Consider the following 16,622-nt stretch of genomic DNA (forward strand, 5'->3'; position numbering starts at 1 on the left):
ACCACTGGAGTTCCCTATGTTGGAGTTACTCAACGACCTGCTTTGGGGCAAGGTCCTGATCGCCCTGCTCGTTGTCGTTGGCATCGGTTTTACCGTTGCTTCCCGCTTCGTCCAGTTCCGCTATTTCGGCCGCATGTTTCGGATACTCAGCGCCAGCCAGGCCTTCCAACGAGACAAGCACGGCCACCTCAGCTCTTTCCAGGCTCTGTTGCTGTCTGTCGCCGGCCGTGTCGGTGGGGGTAATATCGCAGGCGTAGCGGTGGCTATTACCCTTGGTGGCCCCGGCGCGGTTTTCTGGATGTGGGTTGTTGGTCTGATGGGCATGGCCACCAGCTTCCTCGAGTGCTCCCTGGCCCAGACATACAAACAGGCGGAGGCCGACGGCACCTACCGGGGTGGCCCGGCACACTATATTGCCCGGGGCATGGGCCCGAAATGGAAATGGCTGGCGGGCGTGTACTCGGTGTTGCTGTTGATGACTTTCGGTTTCGGCTTTACCGCACTGCAGTCCTACGCCGTGGCCACCTCTGTTGACGACGCCTTTGGTGTGCCCGTCCTGGCGACCGGCATTGCATTGGCGGTACTGGTGGGCGTCATCATCTTCGGCGGAGTCAAGCGCATAGCCCGCGTTACCGAATTCCTGGTACCAATCATGGCGGGCAGCTACCTGCTGATTACCGCAGTGGTGCTTGCCCTGAACCTGGAGCAGATTCCCGATGTGTTCATGCTCATCGTCAACAGTGCGTTCGGGCTTGAACCGGTGGTCGGTGGCGGCATTGGTGCAGCCATCATGATGGGCGTCAAGCGTGGCCTGTTCTCCAACGAGGCTGGCTTAGGCAGCGCCCCCAACGTGGCGGCGATTGCCTATGTGCCCCACCCCGCCAACCAGGGCGTAGTGCAGTCGTTTTCGGTATTTATTGATACGTTGATCATCTGCTCCTCCACGGCATTCATTATTCTCCTCAGCGGAATCTACGACCCCGCGGGCATGAGCGATGTGGGCGGCGTAGCACTTACCCAATCGGCCCTGGCAGACCATGTCGGCGACTGGGGGAGAAGCTTCGTAAGTATCGCCCTGCTGCTGTTCGGATTCAGCACCATTCTCTACAACTACTATCTGGGCGAGAACAGCATCAGCTTCTTCAGTTCCGCCAACCTGAAGTTCTTCAACATCTTCCGGGTAACCGTCATCGGCCTTGTGTGCTGGGGCGCCACCACTGACCTGGGCACCGTCTTTGGTTTCGCCGATGTCACCATGGGACTGCTCGCCCTGGTCAACCTGATCGCCCTTCTGTGTCTGTTCAAGCCCGGTCTGCGCGTGCTGAAGGATTTTGACCGGCAGATTGCCGCTGGCATTGAACAACCGGTATTCGACGCCGCCCGCTTCAAGGACATGAATGTGGACGCCGCCGCCTGGACCATCGAGCCCGAAGATATTGAACGTATCACCACGCAGGAAACAGTCAGCAATGAACACCCGTCTCGAACATGATCTCCTGGGCGACCTGGCGGTGCCCGAAGACGCCTGGTACGGCATCCAGACCCAGCGCGCCCTGGACAACTTCGCCATCACCGGCGTACCCATCAGCCACTTCCCGGATTTTGTCCGCGCACTGGCGATGGTCAAGAAGGCTGCCGCGCTGGCGAACCGGGATCTGGGCGTGCTCGCCCCTCACAAGGCGCAAGCCATAGTGGAAGCCTGCGACGACATCGTCGCAGGCCAGTTACACGATCAGTTCGTGGTGGACCTGATCCAGGGTGGAGCCGGCACCTCCACCAACATGAACGCCAACGAAGTGATCGCCAACCTGGCACTGACCAAGCTGGGCTATGGTCTCGGGGCATATCAGCATCTGCATCCCAATGACGACGTCAACCGTTCCCAGTCCACCAACGACGCCTACCCGACCGCGGTGTGCCTCGCAGTCCAGTTCGCTGCAACCCCGCTGGAGCGCGCCATCATCCGGCTGAAGGAACGCCTGGAGGCAAAAGGCCGCGAATTCACCGACGTGGTGAAAATGGGACGCACCCAGTTACAGGACGCCGTACCCATGACGCTGGGGCAGGAGTTCGAGGCCTTTGCCGTCAACCTGGGCGAGGATATCGACCGCCTGCACGAAGCCAGCCTGTTGCTGTGTGAGGTGAACCTGGGCGGTACCGCCATTGGTACCGGCATCAATACGCCTCCCCGCTACCAAAGCCTGGCAGTGAGCTACCTGGCGGAGATCTCCGGCAAACCGCTGGTGTCCGCCAGCAACCTGGTGGAAGCGTCCTCTGACATGGGTGCCTTCGTACTGTTCTCCGGAATACTCAAGCGCTTCGCGGTCAAGCTCGGCAAAATGTGCAACGATCTTCGGCTGCTGTCCAGCGGGCCAAGAACCGGGCTCGGTGAAATCATGCTGCCGGCACGGCAGCCGGGTTCCTCCATTATGCCCGGCAAGGTCAATCCCGTGATCCCGGAAGCCGTCAACCAGACCGCCTACCAGGTGATCGCCAGCGACCTGGCTGTCACTATGGCTGCAGAGGCAGGCCAGTTGCAGCTCAATGCCATGGAGCCGCTTATCGTCTACAACCTGCTGAACTCCATGAAAATGCTGGAATCCGCCTGCACGATGCTTGACGAGCGCTGCATCAAGGATATCCGCGCCAATGTCGAACAATGCGCGCGCCACCTGGACAACAGCATTGGCATCATCACCGCGCTGGTGCCACGGATTGGCTACGCCAATGCCACCCGTATTGCCAGCCAGGCGCTGAATTCCGGTGCCACCGTGCGTGAGCTGGTGCTTGCCGAAGCGCTGTTGCAACCGGAGGAGCTGGACCGACTGCTCAGCCCCCGCTCAATGCTCGCTCCCGTCGGAGAGAGTGTATGAACCGCAAGTTGCTGTTGGTCTATACCGGAGGCACCATCGGAATGGTGCCCTCCGGGAAGGGGTACGTACCCAGCCCGAATTTCAGGGGCCGCCTGCAGAGGCACCTCGACCTGCCCGGCCTTGACGTCATTGAGCTGGACCGGCTGATTGACAGCGCCAACCTCACGCCATCGGATTGGGCCGGCATCGCGCGAGTTCTGGTTAGCCACTGGGACAACTACGACGGTTTTGTGGTGCTTCACGGCACAGACACCATGGCCTACACCGCCTCAGCCCTGTCCTACATGCTTCGCGGTTGCGACAAACCAGTGATCCTGACCGGTGCCCAGATTCCCCTGGACCAGCAACGGAGCGACGCCCTGGACAATGTCACCACCGCCCTGGCGATGGCGGCCATGCCACAACTCCGGGAGGTTTGCATCTGCTTCCGCAACCGACTTCTCCGTGGCAATCGGGCACGAAAAATCAGCACCAACGGACTCGATGCGTTCGACTCCCCCAACGCCCCCTGGCTTGGCGAGGCAGGTATCGATATCAGTCTCCGGGACGAAATGCGGCTGCCTTCAGATCATCCGGACTTTCTGATACCGGAATTTGACACCCGTGCCGTCGCCGCACTCACCCTCTACCCAGGCATTCCCGCTGCCCTCGTTCAGGCAACATTAGGACTACCGGGGCTCCAGGGCCTGATCATCCACAGCTATGGTGCCGGCAACCCACCCGACGCCAACCCCGTGCTGATCCAGGCCCTGGAACACGGCGTCAATCAAGGGATCTCCATCCTGAACATCACCCAATGCCTGCAAGGCCCGGTTTCCCAGAACGCCTACGCCACCGGCGCGGCACTGGACAGAATCGGCGTTCTGCCCGGCTCGGACCTGACACCAGAGGCTGCCTTCGCCAAGTTGCACTACCTGCTGGCCACTGGCCATAAGGGGCAAGCACTCCGCCGTGGCCTGATGCAGCCCTTGTGCGGGGACAGTGGTGACTGAAACTGGCCCATCGTGCCGGGTCTGCTTTCCTGCTAGACTAAACGATCACTTAGTAACCAGATGGGCACCATGCGCTACTCAGCCAGCCACAAAGTCGAAATACGCGAAAAACTGATTGCTGCCGCCGGCGCCCTGAGCAAGAAGCAAGGCTTCGGCATCACCGGTGTCGATGCCCTGATGGCTACCGTCGGCCTCACCGGCGGTGCCTTCTATGGTCACTTCAAGAACAAGGGGGAACTGCTTGAGGCCATAGTCGACAATGAGATGCGCTTAACCCAGGCTCAGTTTCTCAACAACGATTCGAACCCGATCCCATTGCGGAACAGGCTACAACGCTACCTGAGCCGCAGCCACCTGACCCACCCTGAGCTGGGCTGTCCGTTGCCTTCGCTTAGCAGCGAAGTCGCCCGTGCAAACACCAGCGTAAAGGCAACCTATGAACGCCACCTTGAGGAGCTTGTAGCTAACCTCAGCGACGCTATGCCGACCCCAGATCCGGACCGAGCCTGGGCGATACTGGCCATGGCGGTGGGCGGCATCACCCTGGCAAGAGCGCAGAACAACCCAGCACTGCAGGATCAGGTACTCAATGCCTGTGTAGAACAGGCTATGGTCATCGCCGGCAAAAATGGCCCGAATTCCACTGATTAGAACGCCTTAACCATCGCGTTGTTACAAGATAGGGCTTGTTTTTACCCGTTAAATAAACGATCGTTTATTTAACGGGCATTAAGTTACCCATACAACCAAAGCCGCCATGCTCCGGCACCAGGGAATTATGACGAGGTCATCATGACGACTACCGACACCACCGCCTGCATTCTCTGCTCCCGCAATTGCGGCCTGAGCGTGGAAATCGAGGAAAACCGTTTCAAAAAGATCAAGGGCGACAAGGCGCACCCTTTCAGCCAGGGCTATATCTGCCAGAAGGCGGCGCGCTTGGAACATTACCAGAACCACGACGACCGTCTGACGACACCACTGCAGCGCCAAAGCGACGGTTCGTTCAAACCGGTGAGCTGGGATGAGGCACTGGACGATATCGCTCAACGACTGACGGCGATTCGCGACCAGCATGGGGGCAACGCCTTCGCTTTTCTCGGCGGCGGTGGCCAGGGCAACCATCTTGGTGGTGCTTACAGCCGTCAACTACTGGCAGCCATGAAAAGCCACTTCAGCTACAACTCTCTGGGCCAGGAAAAGACCGGCGATTTCTGGGTCAATGGGCGGCTGTTCGGTAACCAGACCTGCCACACCACTGAGGACGTGGAGCACGCGAACTATGTGCTTTTTATTGGCACCAACCCGTTCCAGGCCCACGGTATTCCCAACGCCCGCGATACTCTGAAACACATCAAAAAAGACCCCGACCGCACCATGGTCGTGGTGGACCCGCGCCGCACCGAAACCGCCAGGATGGCGGACATCCACCTGCAACTTCGCCCAGGCACCGACGCTTATCTGATGAGCGCCATGCTGGCGATCATCGTGCGCGAGGGTTTGCACGACCGGGACTTCCTCGCCAGGCACTGTCGGGGCTTTGATCAGGTAGAGCATGCCCTGAAAACCATCCCTATTGCCGACTATGCGGCCCGAGCCGATGTGCCGCTGGCGACTCTGGAGAAGGTAGCCCGGGACTTTGCCAACGCCGACAGCGCCTGCGTGCGTATCGACTTGGGCATCCAGCAGACCTTGCACACCACCCTGAACGGCTACCTGGAAAAGCTTCTATACCTGGTCACCGGCAACTTCGGCAAACCTGGCGGCAACAACCTGCACACCATGCTGCTGCCGATCCTTGGCCACACTGACGAGCGCAACCGAAAGTACAAGCGCACCGTCCACCACAAGATGTTCCCCATCGCCGGCATTTACCCGCCCAACATCCTGCCAGATGAAATCCTTCATGAGGGAAAAGACCGGGTGCGGGCGGTGTTTGTCGACAGCGCCAACCCCCTGCTCACCTGGGCGGATACCTTGGCGTATGAAAAGGCCTTTGCTTCTTTGGAGTTGGCGGTCGTAATCGACGTGACTTTCACCGAAACCGCCCGCGCCGCCCACTATGTGCTGCCCGCTTCGTCTCAGTTCGAGAAATGGGAAGCTACCGGTTTCAACCTGGAATTCCCGGTAAACGGTTTCCACCTGCGTCACCCCCTGTTTCCACCTAAAACCGGCACTTTGCCAGAGCCGGAGATCTACACCCGGTTACTGGAAAAGATGGGAGCACTGCCAGAACGTTTCCCCAAACTCGAGCGCCTGGCCAGGCTGGAGGCCAAACGCGGCCAGTATCTCGGCAGCCTTGCGGCATTGGGTACGATGTTGGCGAGAAACCGCCAATGGATTCCTCTCGCCGCCTCCATCGTCTACCGCACCATCGGTAAAACCTTGCCCAACAACGCAGCCGCCACCGCTCCCCTATTGGCATTGACCCACGTTTACGCCCAACAGCACTACAAGGCAGTGAAGCGGGCCGGTCACAAGGGCAACCGCCTAACCCTGGGCGCAAACCTGTACCAGGCGATCCTGGCCGGGCGTTCTGGCATCACACTCAGCGAGCATCGTTTCGAAGACCTGTGGACCTTCATCGCCCACAAGAACGGCCGCATTCACCTTGCCATTCCCGAGATGCTCGACGAACTGAAGGGCATTCAAACCGAAGCCGCCGCAGACAAGGACTATCCTTTTATCCTCATGGCCGGCGAACGACGCAGCTACAACGCCAACCAGATCTACCGGGATCCGTCCTGGCGAAAGGTAGACCCCCACGGCGCCATGCGCATGCACCCCGAGGATGCCGCCCGCTTGGGCATCGATAACGGCGAGAAGGCCCTGTGCCGCTCGGCCCGGGACAGTATCGAGGTAGTGGTGGAGGTGGACGACAGCGTTCGCACTGGCATGGTCACCCTGCCCCATGGGTACGGCATGCGCTACCGGGACAGCGCACCGATAGGCCCTGAACTGAACCGGCTCACCGATAGCAAGCACTGCGATCCACTTTCGCGCACACCGTTCCACAAGCATGTGCCGGTGCAAATCGAGAGGTGTGAAGTGTGACGGGAGGCTTCCGGTACGCCTGATTAACCGGTCGGGTCGGAAACTCTCCGGCCTAACCATTGCCGGAGGCTTTCACCCAGGTGGTACTGGGGATAGGACCAGCTTTCTTCTTCCATTTCGGCGTCTTCCTCCCAGCTTCTGATTCGCTGGTCGATCTGCTCGAACATGGCATCAGGATTGGTGAGTGACAAGCCGACACTCTGATACACCGCTTTGGTAAACCACGTCATTTCCGAGTCGTCGCCACAGCCGAAGGACGTACGGTCTTCCCGCGCAGAGACCAGAATCAGTGTATCGCTATCTTTGAGTTGGTTGAGCCAGTGTCCGGAATAGCACGCAGAGACCACCAGCAGTTTCCGACGGACGTTCAGCGGCTCCAGCATCTTCGCGAAGTCCTCGGGTGCCAGGTCAGGCAGCTCGATACCGGGTTGCTGCAGCAGTAGCTGCCCATTTTTTCTGCCATGGCTGACCAGGTGGACAAACAGCAGGTCTTCCTCCGGATTCATCTGCTCATCCAACGCCTGCAGAGCAGTTGCGATGGAAGGCCGGGTGGCCAGGGGAAGGGTTTCATAATCCCGGTGGTTGAGCAGCATAATAGCTCTCTGCTCTACATCAAACTGCGCCTGAAGCCCCGTTCTGGCAACCTGAATGTCGCGTTTGAAAACTGATTCGGTACCATCCCCACCCACGGCGAGGAAATAGGCGTCGGTCACTCCTGGCCGTTCAGACTCCAGATTGTCGATCTGGTCGTCCAGGCGCTGGCGATCTTCCGTGAGTACCTTTTCCGTGGCGGGCTCTGGCGGCTCTTCCGGGCTATACTCCTCCCGATCAACAAATTCACCGTATTCCCAAGTGCCTGAAAAGGTGCCCATATCCTCCGATTCGAAGGTGTAAGTACCTTCACCATGGTAATACCAGTCGCGGAACTCCCCTTCATAGGTGCCGTAGTCAGTAACGTGCTTGCCCTTTACCGGATTACCCTCTACGAATTCGGCGATATAGACACCGCCACTGTCTTCATCTTCAAACACGCCCTGCCCCGCCATCAGGCCGTTCTGAAACCCGCCCTGGTAACGCCAGCCCGCCGCAGATTCGAGTTCCCCCTCGCCATGCCAATACCCTTCCCGGAACTGACCGCTGTAAACAGTACCATTGGCAAATTCCTGAACACCCTCACCATGGAAGAAGCCGTCCCGGACATCGCCGGAATAGGTGCTGCCATCCGGTAGGCGGGCATCGGGCGGCAGCAGCTGCGAAGTGTCGCAGCCCGCGAGTACAAGAGCCGCTGTCAGTGACAAGGCAATTCGCAAACGGCGCGGTAAGACAGTCGTCATCTTGTGTTATGTCCTGAAAGTTGTATGAGTGAACGGGGCCAGCCAGCGTCTCTGCTATTTTAGGGCGGCTAGCCTATTTGCGTTCTTTCGAACCGATGAGGCGCGAGAATTTAGGTACCACATACAATACGATCCAGGCCAGAAGCGTGCATAGAACAGCCGTCTGTTCCCGACCCAGTCCGACGGCGATTCCTATTGCGGCCGTGAACCAGATGCCCGCCGCCGTGGTGAGTCCGGATGCACTTTGCTCGTCACTGCGATTGATGATTGTTCCCGCACAGAGAAAGCCGATGCCGGTAATCACGCCCTGAATAACACGGCTCATCTCCACGTCAGAGATGCCTGCTTGTTGAGGAATCAGGATGAACAAAGCCGCCCCCATACAAACCAGCATATGCGTGCGCACACCGGCTGCTTTGCCTCGTTGTTCCCGCTCAAGCCCCAGCACTCCTCCCAGAAGCACGGCAAGCAGGAGCCTGAGCAAAACAATCAGCATTTCGCCCAGGTCAGTGAGGCCTGAAAACTCTGAAACAACGGTATTGCCAATCAGTACTATTTCATCGTCCATGGAATACCAAGCCATATCAAATAAGCGGCGCCGACCCCTATGTTCTTAATGTAGGGCGAACACAGGTGAAACTCCAGCTCACTTTCAAGGCCTGGTGAATGCTTGAGAGTCTTTATTCCATTGAGCAAACATACGCTTTCGTTCCACACTCACTTGGTGGCATAGCTGCAGGACGCTCCAGCAAACCTCCGTGTGCCCTATGGCGCACCAATGATCAGCCAGATAGCCGGGGCTGTACTCGACCATACGAATCCGTATATCGCGGAACGAAACGGCGGCCAGACAGGGGCGTCCGCCATACGCGGCTGGTTGATTCTGAATACCGAAGCATGAAGCTTTCGACACATTGAACAGTGACAGTTCAGAACATCGCCCAGCGGAGCATTGATCTCGTACTGAATGCCCCCGCAGAGGCAACGGCCTGTTTGCTTCATTGATGCACCTCCTTGTGTGATAACGCCGCCAACACGCGCAGCTTTGTAGTGAAGGCGAAGCCGCAACGTAAAAACTATCGCTGTCCTTGGCATGGTTATGTTGAACTGCTCAGAGCTCCCCGTATGAAATCACCCTTCGCCGCAGTATAGCCCTCTCTATCCGATCTGAATTCAGCCGCCCATACCCGCTTATTCTGCTCATATTGCGCTGCTATCTCAGCATTGGTACGGAGTTTGTCGCGGAAAGCCAACCGTTGTTGCCATTCTTGGCTGCCGTAAACCACAAGGTGCAAATGGTGTGTTCGACGCCCCTCAGCCCATCGCATAAGCCAGCGTCGCCCAACTAATGAGGCGTTGAACTCCATTGACGTTGTATATTTTGCCTGGCACAACGGTTCTATCAGAGCATCAGCGCGTGGCATCGCATCTACGCCCGCCAGGATATCAATGACAGGTTTGGCTGAAAGGCCTGGTACAGCAGTGCTTCCAATATGTTCGATCGCCAAAAAGCTACCTGGAAAAAGATGAAGGAGGCGGTCACGTTCTTCTTCAAACAAAAGCGGCCATCCCTTGTCATAAGGGATAATAACCACCTCTTCATAAATTGCTCTGTTGAGTGATTCTTCTTCGTCCACGACTCACCATTTCTTTGCAACATAACGCCAATCTTCAGCGGCCTTGATCTTTCACCACTTTGGTGGACACTTTAGGCACTGAGCTTTTCATACTCTTCCGGGGATTGGTAGCCCAGACTCGAGTGCAGCCGCTCGCTGTTATAGAACATCATGTAGTGATTGATTTCTGAGACCGCCTGCACTTTCGTGTCGAACAGACGCTCGTGCACCAACTCCGCTTTCAGGGTGTGGAAGTAGGATTCCATGACCGCATTGTCCAGCGGATTGCCCTTGCGGCTCATGCTGCGAACCATCCCTGCCATTTCCAGCAGCTCCCAGTATTCTTGCGCAATGCCGCTTCTCCTGCTTGCTGATGGGCCTTTTCTCCACAGCTTTACCCGGCAGCCCTCTGAATATTCGCCGTAGCTCGGCGATAACTTTCACACCCAAGCTTTTACTCACTTTCTCGATTTCCTATCCTCAGCTTCGAACGCACCAAATTTCACCTTCTTTATTAACAGATCGGTTCCAGCCCTCGGTTTTTGCGTGATTGACCCGTCCTGAAACTCGTTGCTTTCCTGTCCGGCGAGCGCTATATATTGCTATGGGACTGCCTGGGATTGGCTCAGGTGGTCGTCCTTCCCTGAGGAGGGCATCCCATGAAAACAGCAATCCCCTGGACGTTGGCTGCCCTGGCAGCATTCGCCCCCTTCACCCCGACGACCGCAGAAATCCTGGCCGTCATGAATTACGAAAGCAAACCCGCTGACCAGTTGAAGAGCCTCAAGTTATCTGGCGAAACAGCTCGGCGCGAGGGTCTGGCGATAATCGATGTCGACCCGGAGAGTCCGAATTTCGGAAAGATCGTTTCTGATATTCCGATTGACCCCGCCACAGTCGCGCACCACATCTTCTATGACCGAACGATGAGCAAGGCCTACATCACCGGCCTGCAACAGCCAGCGCTTCAGGTTCTTGATCTTACAAAGAATCCCTACCGCCTCTCCACGATCGAAACGCCGCCGTGTAACGTGGCCGAAGACGTCATCCTGGACGAAGCGAACGAGCGCTGGTATCTGACCTGCATGGGCTCCGGCAAGGTGATCGTCGGCGACGTCGCAAGCGACGAAATGGTGGGCGAGATTGAGCTGCCGGGTACCTACCCCCACGGCCTCGCCGTCAACACTGCGATTGATCGCATACTGGTCACCTCGACCATCACGCCGGATCTGACCACCCCGGACGAGTTCGTCTCGGTGGTGCGTGCCTCTGATCTCAAGCCGCTTGGCAAGATCAAGATGTCCGATGCCGCGTCGCCGTCCAAGGTCGCACCCGTCGAGGTGTTCTTCGTGCCCGGTGCCGACCCGGCGACCGCGATCGTGACCAACATGTTCGGACACACACTCGAGGCGCTGGTCTGGGATACCGACTCGCAGGCGTTCGCCCGGGAGACGATCTTCAACTTCGCAGAGTATAAGGCCTCTGTGCCGCTTGAGATCTACTTCAATGACAACCAGAACCCCGATCGCATGTACGTGACGACGGCGATGAAGCCCGGTCACCTGCACATCTTCGACATTTCGGCAGGCCCAACGAAGCCGAAGCTGCTTAGACAGGTTGTCACGGCCGATGGTGCCCACCATGTCGGATTCACGCCGGACTTCAGGTACGGATTCGTCCAGAACTCGTTCATCAACCTGCCGGACATGAGTGACGGTTCGGTCTCGGTGGTGGATCTCGAGAGCGGTGAGGTAGTCGCCTCGATGGACACCCTCAAGAACGCCGGGTTCAATCCGAACTCGCTCACGCTCTTGCCGGAGTGGAACCACCTGGCCGGACACTAGGCGAATGCCGCGGCGCTGGATCGGCGGCGCCACGGTAGACCTCCCGGAGGTGGCGATGCATCTGAACGGGCTTGTGGCAGCAATGATAGGCGTTCTCCTGCTATGTACAGCACTCGGGGTTGGCTGGGCTCGGGATACGTCCGACCATCGACCTGCGGGGTCCGTACCCGAGGCCCCGCACAAGGTAGCGGATAGCGGGGTTACCGTAATTGAACGAACGCTGGGGGAGGGCCCCGCCGGGACCATTGTGGTCCGCCAGGGCACGACGGTCCGCCTGGTACTGCACTCGCCCACTGGTGTTGAACTGCACCTGCACGGGTACAACCTGTCCGGAAGCTTTAACGGCAAGACGCCGGTCGTCATGAACTTCCGCGCCGATCATGCGGGCCGCTTTCCCATTGAAGCGCACGGATTGCAGGACCTTCTGGGCCGCACCGACAGCGTGCTCGCCTACCTTGAGGTTCGGCCTGAGTGACACGTTGGCCGGTTGCGCTCGCAATAACGGTTCTGGCGACGTCGCAGGCCCAGGCTCATGCCTTCGGCGCCCGCTACGACCTGCCGTTGCCGCTCAGTCTGTATCTTGCCGCAGCGGGGATGGCGGTGGCGGCGTCGTTTCTTGGTGCACTGTTTTTTCTCCGCACCGGGCGGGCGCGCCCTCGGCATCTGGACATACCGCTGCCCGCCAAAGCCGGTCACGCGTTTTCTGCGATGCTGGGCACTGCCGGCCTGATTGTACTGGCAGTCCTACTCGGTTCTGCGTTCTTCGGACCCCAGGAGGCCATGCGCAATTTCGCGACCGTCTGGGTCTGGGTGATCTGGTGGGTAGGTTTCGTGCTGTTCTCGGCCCTGGTGATCGGCCTCTGGCCGCAGATCGACCCATTCCGCAGGCTGGCGGCGTTTTCGGCGTTGGCGACCAGCCGGCCATGGCATGACAGTGCGGCCAACCTGCCGTCGGCTGCCGGTCTCTTGGCGCCGGCAGGGCTGCTGGCGATCGGATGGATCGAGCTGGCATCGGACGGGCCGGAAGATCCGCACGTGGTAGGCCTGCTGGTGACCGTCTATCTCCTGGTCGCTCTCTTCGGCGGGCTCGCCTTCGGAGAACAGTGGTTCCGGGTGGCAGACCCCCTAAGCCGCATTTTCGCTGTGCTTGGCCGGGTTGCACCTCTCGCAGTGATCAGCCCCACCACCGTACGCGTGCGTCCGCCGGGCGAGGGCCTGTTGACCAGGGCAGCGCCGGTCTGCGGCGAGGTGACGCTGGCCACCGGCCTCATCGGGATTGTGCTCTTCGATGGCTTGTCCGAGACCCCCGTCTGGGGCGCAGTGCTGGATTACGTGAGCAACTCGCAATCGCTGCGCCCCTCTTTGCTCTGGCTGCGTGATCAGGGGGCGGATCTGATCCAGGTGATTCGCACCATCGGCCTGTTGGTGACCATTGCCGGATTCTACGGCGCTTACTGGGTTTTGATGATGGTGATGAAGGCACTGGTCGGAGATATGTTCAGGATCGGTCATCTCGCGCGCGCCTTCGCCGGCACGCTCCTGCCTATCGCGGTCGCCTACCACCTCTCGCACTATGTCTCGTACCTGCTGATCGCCGGCCAGCTGATCTTCCCCGCGGCGTCCGATCCGTTTGGTCTGGGGTGGGATCTGTTCGGCACGCGGAACTGGTCCATCGACATCAGCGTCATCGGGACCCGACACATCTGGTGGATAGCCTTCACAGCATTGATTGTGGGGCACGCGCTCTCTGTCCTGGTCGCGCACCGGCTCGCTCTCGAGTTGTTCAAAGATGCGCGGCGCGCAGCGCTCTCGCAGGTCCCGATGACAATCGCCATGGTCGGGTTGACTGTACTGAGCCTGTGGATCCTCTCACAGCCAATCACGGAGTGACTGGAACCTCAGTGTTTTGCGCTGTGAAACGTATCAAAATGGGGCGTGGAGGGAGAACGGGGCAAATCTGTTTTACTGCTCTGTTTCAACTCGATTGCATAACGACAAGCAAAGCGGCGCCACGTCAGTGGCGTCCGGCGGCCGAAGGCCACGTACTGATGTGCCTTGTTATGAGTTTTAAGGAGTTGGGGCATGCTTTATCCAATAGGGAGCCGTATAACCAAGCACAGCCCCAATTAACGCACCCACTAAAAGCGCCTCGCCGGTGCCAATAAAAATCAGACCAATCAAGGCACCTGCCATTGCCCCTGATAGAAGTTCGTAAGCCCAAGCATGTTTGAACGCTTTCGGTTCAATCGAGGGTGCAGCTAACAATCCCAGAAATACTCCGACTACGACTAACACAATCAGTCGAGGCCAATCACCAAAATAGAAAATCAGCGACAGAACCGAAGCGAATCCTGCGAAGCACAGGACGGAAATTGAAATAACTTGCAGCTTAGACATAAAGCTCGCTTTTACTCATATCAACGTTTGCAGCAGGGGCGCGACGTCAGGAGCGCCCCTTGCCTGCATTGGTTATGCCTGCAAGCAGGCTGAAAGGAACCGCTACCATGACCCCCAAACCAGCGCCCCATAAAATTTCTGTAGCTCCGATGCTTGCTTGAGAATCTAATAACAACCCAAAAAGATAAAGAAAACAAGAAAACACCAGGACACCAGAAGCGGCACCAGCTAACGACAAGGCAGTCAGGTTGAGCCGCCCGAACCTTTGCAACATGAGAAACTGCGGCACTCCCAGAGCAATGGTTCCCAAGTAGCTTGTGAGTAGGCCGAACAAAATAGCCATCGGCAGCGCATTACCATATGCCTGCCCTTGGGTAAGCAACGCGGGCACAAGGATCACCACAACGATTGGGGTAACTGGAGCAACAGTTGAAGCTAACCACAGACGTTTCTTATTCATAGGCATAACGCCCGTAGCATGCGCGGCTTTGGAATGGAGGCGAAGCCGCGATGGAAAAGACGTCGCCGTGCCTGCGATTGTATGGATAATTTCTGCTGTGTTTGGGTAAATTGAGGCCCACCCCCAGTGGCCGCTGGGGGCCTTCATGCAGCAGCTCGATGCTTGCCTGGCTCCTCTTTCGAGAGACCGATAACAAGTGCGCAGCGCTGCATGACTCTCAAGCGATAACTCGAACAGTCATCGGGGCCTCGAGCCCGTATAGCAAGGCAGAGTCAGCTTATTATGAACAACACGGAAATCCAAACCCCAGTCAACGTCGGTGTCGATGTCGGTAAAGCCAACCTGGACATCGCTCTTCATCCCTCCGGGCAGTTCCATACCATTCCAAATACCGAAGCCCACATCCGGCATTTCGTTAAAATCCTCCAAAACTACAACGTCGAACGCATCGTTGTGGAAGCCTCAGGGCGGTACGAACATGCGCTGGTTCAAGCCTGCGACCAGGCTGGTTTGCCCATCATTGTGGTCAATCCCATCAGCGTCCGGCGCTACGCTCAGGCTATCGGTGTGCTCGCCAAAACCGACCGGATCGATGCACAGGTCATTGCCCGGTATGCCGCCACGCTAAAGCCTGAGATCAAGCCGATTCCGGATAAGACTTCCCAGAAAATTAAGGACTTACTGATTCGACGCTCTCAGCTTCTGGAAATGTCCACCATGGAGAAAAACCGTCTCCAGATACTGCCCAAATACCTTCACCGGTCTATCAAAAGCCTGCTCAGAATGCTCCAGAGCCAGATTGAAAACGTGACCCGACAGATCGACCAAGAGGTCGCCAAAGTCGATCAGTGGCGTACCAAAATGGAGATCATGACCAGCGTACCTGGTGTTGGGAAGGTCCTTGCTTACACCTTCCTGAGTGAGCTCCCGGAACTCGGTTCGCTGAACCGTAAGGAGATTGCTGCGCTCGTCGGCGTGGCACCCATCAACCGGGACAGCGGCAAGCTCAATGGAAAGCGGCGGATACGAGGTGGCCGGCACAGAGTTCGAACCGTGATGTTCATGGCCATGCTCTCATCCATCCAATGCAATCCGGTTTTCAAACGCTTTTACGAACGTCTCAAGGCCCAGGGGAAGATCCCAAAAGTAGCCCTCATTGCCTGTATGAGAAAGATGATCGTGGTGCTCAATACCATGGTCAAAAACCAGGAGCCGTGGCGCGAAAATAAGGCTTAATGTGTGCGATTGACACCACAGTCACTTGTTATGTAGTGAACAGTTTAAGACCACGTCAGATACCTAAAAACTGAAATACTCAGAATGCCCCATAAGAAAAATACCGTGATGACCACCGGCTTAAACCGACCGAGTTTCTTTGCTTTCGGGTCCAAGCAGTTCTCACAAGTATTGCGACCGGCGAGCCGCTCGCCACACCCGACACACAGACCCGACTGTTTTCGATAGTTTCGTCTCAACATGAGAAAAAACCAGATTGGAAGAACCACAATCCAAGGTGCGAGTACCAAATACTGCCAAGTCATCCATGTTCACCTTGCTACATAACGCTGATGGTAACCGGCGCCGGAGCGCAGCGGAGGGAACCAAAAGCGGTACGCTTTTGGCGTCCGGTTGACGGTTATGAGCCTGACCGGTCGCCATAAGCTTCGGTTTTGGTTACTGTGAACTCTATTGAACCAGCCTTTCTCTCTGCCTGAATTTTCGTGTTCTTGTTCCAAACCAGCATGAGAAATCCAAAGATGAATATGATCTTCGAATCACTCTTAACACCAAGGCTTTGAAAAACTTCCCCAAGCTGGCCTTCGTTCAAATCCTTAGCATTGCCTCGGTTCTTCTGGTATCACTTCGTCAATTTAGTGAGCTGAAAATAATCTTTCTCAGGTATATCAAAAGCTAGTGCACCCGACTCATTGAAGATCCGCAGGTACTCATCAACTCTATGCGAAACTTCGTCAAAATTAACTCGTTTCATTGGTCTGCACACAGCTTATAACGCTGAGGTAACCGGCGCCGGAGCGCCAGCGGAGGGAACCC

Annotated in this window: 15 protein-coding genes and 2 pseudogenes; 9 read left to right on the forward strand and 8 right to left on the reverse strand. The window is 57.4% G+C overall.

The genetic code is table 11. The annotated features are described in order from the left end of the window. Window positions 1-16: 16 nt before the first annotated feature. From MARLIPOL_RS09425 to MARLIPOL_RS09445, 5 genes are all read left to right on the forward strand, one after another. A complete protein-coding gene (locus MARLIPOL_RS09425; protein ID WP_012137832.1) occupies window positions 17-1,492 on the forward strand; it encodes an alanine/glycine:cation symporter family protein in 1,476 nt (491 codons plus the stop codon). Beyond that, window positions 1,470-2,873, forward strand: coding sequence for an aspartate ammonia-lyase (locus MARLIPOL_RS09430; RefSeq protein WP_012137833.1), 1,404 nt, complete (start codon window positions 1,470-1,472; stop codon window positions 2,871-2,873). Before MARLIPOL_RS09425 ends, MARLIPOL_RS09430 begins: the two co-directional genes overlap by 23 nt. Further along, window positions 2,870-3,865: an asparaginase gene (locus tag MARLIPOL_RS09435; protein ID WP_012137834.1), complete on the forward strand. Its 996-nt coding sequence runs from the start codon at window positions 2,870-2,872 to the stop codon at window positions 3,863-3,865. Before MARLIPOL_RS09430 ends, MARLIPOL_RS09435 begins: the two co-directional genes overlap by 4 nt. 69 nt (window positions 3,866-3,934) lie before the next feature. After that, a complete protein-coding gene (locus MARLIPOL_RS09440) occupies window positions 3,935-4,516 on the forward strand; it encodes a TetR/AcrR family transcriptional regulator (RefSeq protein ID WP_036191024.1) in 582 nt (193 codons plus the stop codon). Between the two features lie 141 nt (window positions 4,517-4,657). Next, on the forward strand, window positions 4,658-6,919 hold the full coding sequence (locus tag MARLIPOL_RS09445; RefSeq protein ID WP_012137836.1) for a molybdopterin-dependent oxidoreductase: 2,262 nt from the start codon (window positions 4,658-4,660) through the stop codon (window positions 6,917-6,919). Window positions 6,920-6,942: 23 nt separating this feature from the next. Here the strand turns inward: MARLIPOL_RS09445 and MARLIPOL_RS09450 are convergent, their stop codons facing one another. The 6 genes and pseudogenes from MARLIPOL_RS09450 to MARLIPOL_RS09470 all read right to left on the reverse strand — a co-directional run bounded on the left by MARLIPOL_RS09450 (window position 6,943) and on the right by MARLIPOL_RS09470 (window position 10,192). After that, window positions 6,943-8,253: a C13 family peptidase gene (locus tag MARLIPOL_RS09450; protein WP_012137837.1), complete on the reverse strand. Its 1,311-nt coding sequence runs from the start codon at window positions 8,251-8,253 to the stop codon at window positions 6,943-6,945. A 73-nt stretch (window positions 8,254-8,326) separates the two neighbouring features. Then, entirely contained in the window at window positions 8,327-8,836 is a 510-nt protein-coding gene (locus tag MARLIPOL_RS09455; RefSeq protein ID WP_407638055.1) for an MgtC/SapB family protein, read from the reverse strand. Between the two features lie 165 nt (window positions 8,837-9,001). Continuing rightward, a pseudogene (locus tag MARLIPOL_RS19035) lies at window positions 9,002-9,088 on the reverse strand (DHCW motif cupin fold protein); the annotation flags it as partial. Window positions 9,089-9,141: 53 nt separating this feature from the next. After that, window positions 9,142-9,348: pseudogene (locus MARLIPOL_RS19040) on the reverse strand (GFA family protein); the annotation flags it as partial. Between the two features lie 2 nt (window positions 9,349-9,350). Continuing rightward, window positions 9,351-9,890, reverse strand: coding sequence for a GrpB family protein (locus tag MARLIPOL_RS09465; RefSeq protein WP_012137840.1), 540 nt, complete (start codon window positions 9,888-9,890; stop codon window positions 9,351-9,353). Window positions 9,891-9,961: 71 nt separating this feature from the next. Then, window positions 9,962-10,192, reverse strand: a complete 231-nt coding sequence (locus MARLIPOL_RS09470; protein ID WP_082446117.1) for an integrase core domain-containing protein — start codon at window positions 10,190-10,192, stop codon at window positions 9,962-9,964. A gap of 336 nt (window positions 10,193-10,528) precedes the next feature. Between MARLIPOL_RS09470 and MARLIPOL_RS09475 the strand changes: the two genes are divergently transcribed. From MARLIPOL_RS09475 to MARLIPOL_RS09485, 3 genes are read left to right on the forward strand one after another with little or no spacing between them, the layout of a single operon-like run. Further along, window positions 10,529-11,713 carry a hypothetical protein gene (locus MARLIPOL_RS09475; RefSeq protein ID WP_012137842.1) on the forward strand — a complete coding sequence of 395 codons (1,185 nt, stop codon included), beginning with the start codon at window positions 10,529-10,531 and terminating at the stop codon, window positions 11,711-11,713. 4 nt (window positions 11,714-11,717) lie between these two features. After that, a complete protein-coding gene (locus MARLIPOL_RS09480; RefSeq protein ID WP_051123117.1) occupies window positions 11,718-12,188 on the forward strand; it encodes a hypothetical protein in 471 nt (156 codons plus the stop codon). Next, window positions 12,185-13,603 (forward strand): hypothetical protein, encoded by a 1,419-nt coding sequence (locus MARLIPOL_RS09485; protein WP_012137844.1) that lies wholly within the window; start codon window positions 12,185-12,187, stop codon window positions 13,601-13,603. The genes MARLIPOL_RS09480 and MARLIPOL_RS09485 overlap by 4 nt, the downstream gene beginning before the upstream one ends. A gap of 177 nt (window positions 13,604-13,780) precedes the next feature. Here MARLIPOL_RS09485 and MARLIPOL_RS09490 read toward each other — a convergent pair whose 3' ends face one another. Next, window positions 13,781-14,110: a hypothetical protein gene (locus MARLIPOL_RS09490; protein ID WP_012137845.1), complete on the reverse strand. Its 330-nt coding sequence runs from the start codon at window positions 14,108-14,110 to the stop codon at window positions 13,781-13,783. A 46-nt stretch (window positions 14,111-14,156) separates the two neighbouring features. Continuing rightward, window positions 14,157-14,570 carry a hypothetical protein gene (locus tag MARLIPOL_RS09495; protein ID WP_145768765.1) on the reverse strand — a complete coding sequence of 138 codons (414 nt, stop codon included), beginning with the start codon at window positions 14,568-14,570 and terminating at the stop codon, window positions 14,157-14,159. Between the two features lie 282 nt (window positions 14,571-14,852). Between MARLIPOL_RS09495 and MARLIPOL_RS09500 the strand changes: the two genes are divergently transcribed. After that, on the forward strand, window positions 14,853-15,806 hold the full coding sequence (locus MARLIPOL_RS09500; RefSeq protein ID WP_012137847.1) for an IS110 family RNA-guided transposase: 954 nt from the start codon (window positions 14,853-14,855) through the stop codon (window positions 15,804-15,806). Window positions 15,807-16,622 lie beyond the last annotated feature (816 nt).

The sequence above is a fragment of the Marinobacter lipolyticus SM19 genome, assembly GCF_000397065.2.
In the GTDB taxonomy this organism is placed as follows: domain Bacteria; phylum Pseudomonadota; class Gammaproteobacteria; order Pseudomonadales; family Oleiphilaceae; genus Marinobacter; species Marinobacter lipolyticus.

Coding starts and splice junctions, on each gene's coding strand:
- MARLIPOL_RS09425 (WP_012137832.1), top strand. CDS start 17: ATGTTGGAGTTACTCAACGACCTGCTTTGGGGCAAGGTCCTGATCGCC.
- MARLIPOL_RS09430 (WP_012137833.1), top strand. CDS start 1,470: ATGAACACCCGTCTCGAACATGATCTCCTGGGCGACCTGGCGGTGCCC.
- MARLIPOL_RS09435 (WP_012137834.1), top strand. CDS start 2,870: ATGAACCGCAAGTTGCTGTTGGTCTATACCGGAGGCACCATCGGAATG.
- MARLIPOL_RS09440 (WP_036191024.1), top strand. CDS start 3,935: ATGCGCTACTCAGCCAGCCACAAAGTCGAAATACGCGAAAAACTGATT.
- MARLIPOL_RS09445 (WP_012137836.1), top strand. CDS start 4,658: ATGACGACTACCGACACCACCGCCTGCATTCTCTGCTCCCGCAATTGC.
- MARLIPOL_RS09450 (WP_012137837.1), bottom strand. CDS start 8,253: ATGACGACTGTCTTACCGCGCCGTTTGCGAATTGCCTTGTCACTGACA.
- MARLIPOL_RS09455 (WP_407638055.1), bottom strand. CDS start 8,836: ATGGCTTGGTATTCCATGGACGATGAAATAGTACTGATTGGCAATACC.
- MARLIPOL_RS09470 (WP_082446117.1), bottom strand. CDS start 10,192: ATGGCAGGGATGGTTCGCAGCATGAGCCGCAAGGGCAATCCGCTGGAC.
- MARLIPOL_RS09475 (WP_012137842.1), top strand. CDS start 10,529: ATGAAAACAGCAATCCCCTGGACGTTGGCTGCCCTGGCAGCATTCGCC.
- MARLIPOL_RS09480 (WP_051123117.1), top strand. CDS start 11,718: ATGCCGCGGCGCTGGATCGGCGGCGCCACGGTAGACCTCCCGGAGGTG.
- MARLIPOL_RS09490 (WP_012137845.1), bottom strand. CDS start 14,110: ATGTCTAAGCTGCAAGTTATTTCAATTTCCGTCCTGTGCTTCGCAGGA.
- MARLIPOL_RS09495 (WP_145768765.1), bottom strand. CDS start 14,570: ATGAATAAGAAACGTCTGTGGTTAGCTTCAACTGTTGCTCCAGTTACC.
- MARLIPOL_RS09500 (WP_012137847.1), top strand. CDS start 14,853: ATGAACAACACGGAAATCCAAACCCCAGTCAACGTCGGTGTCGATGTC.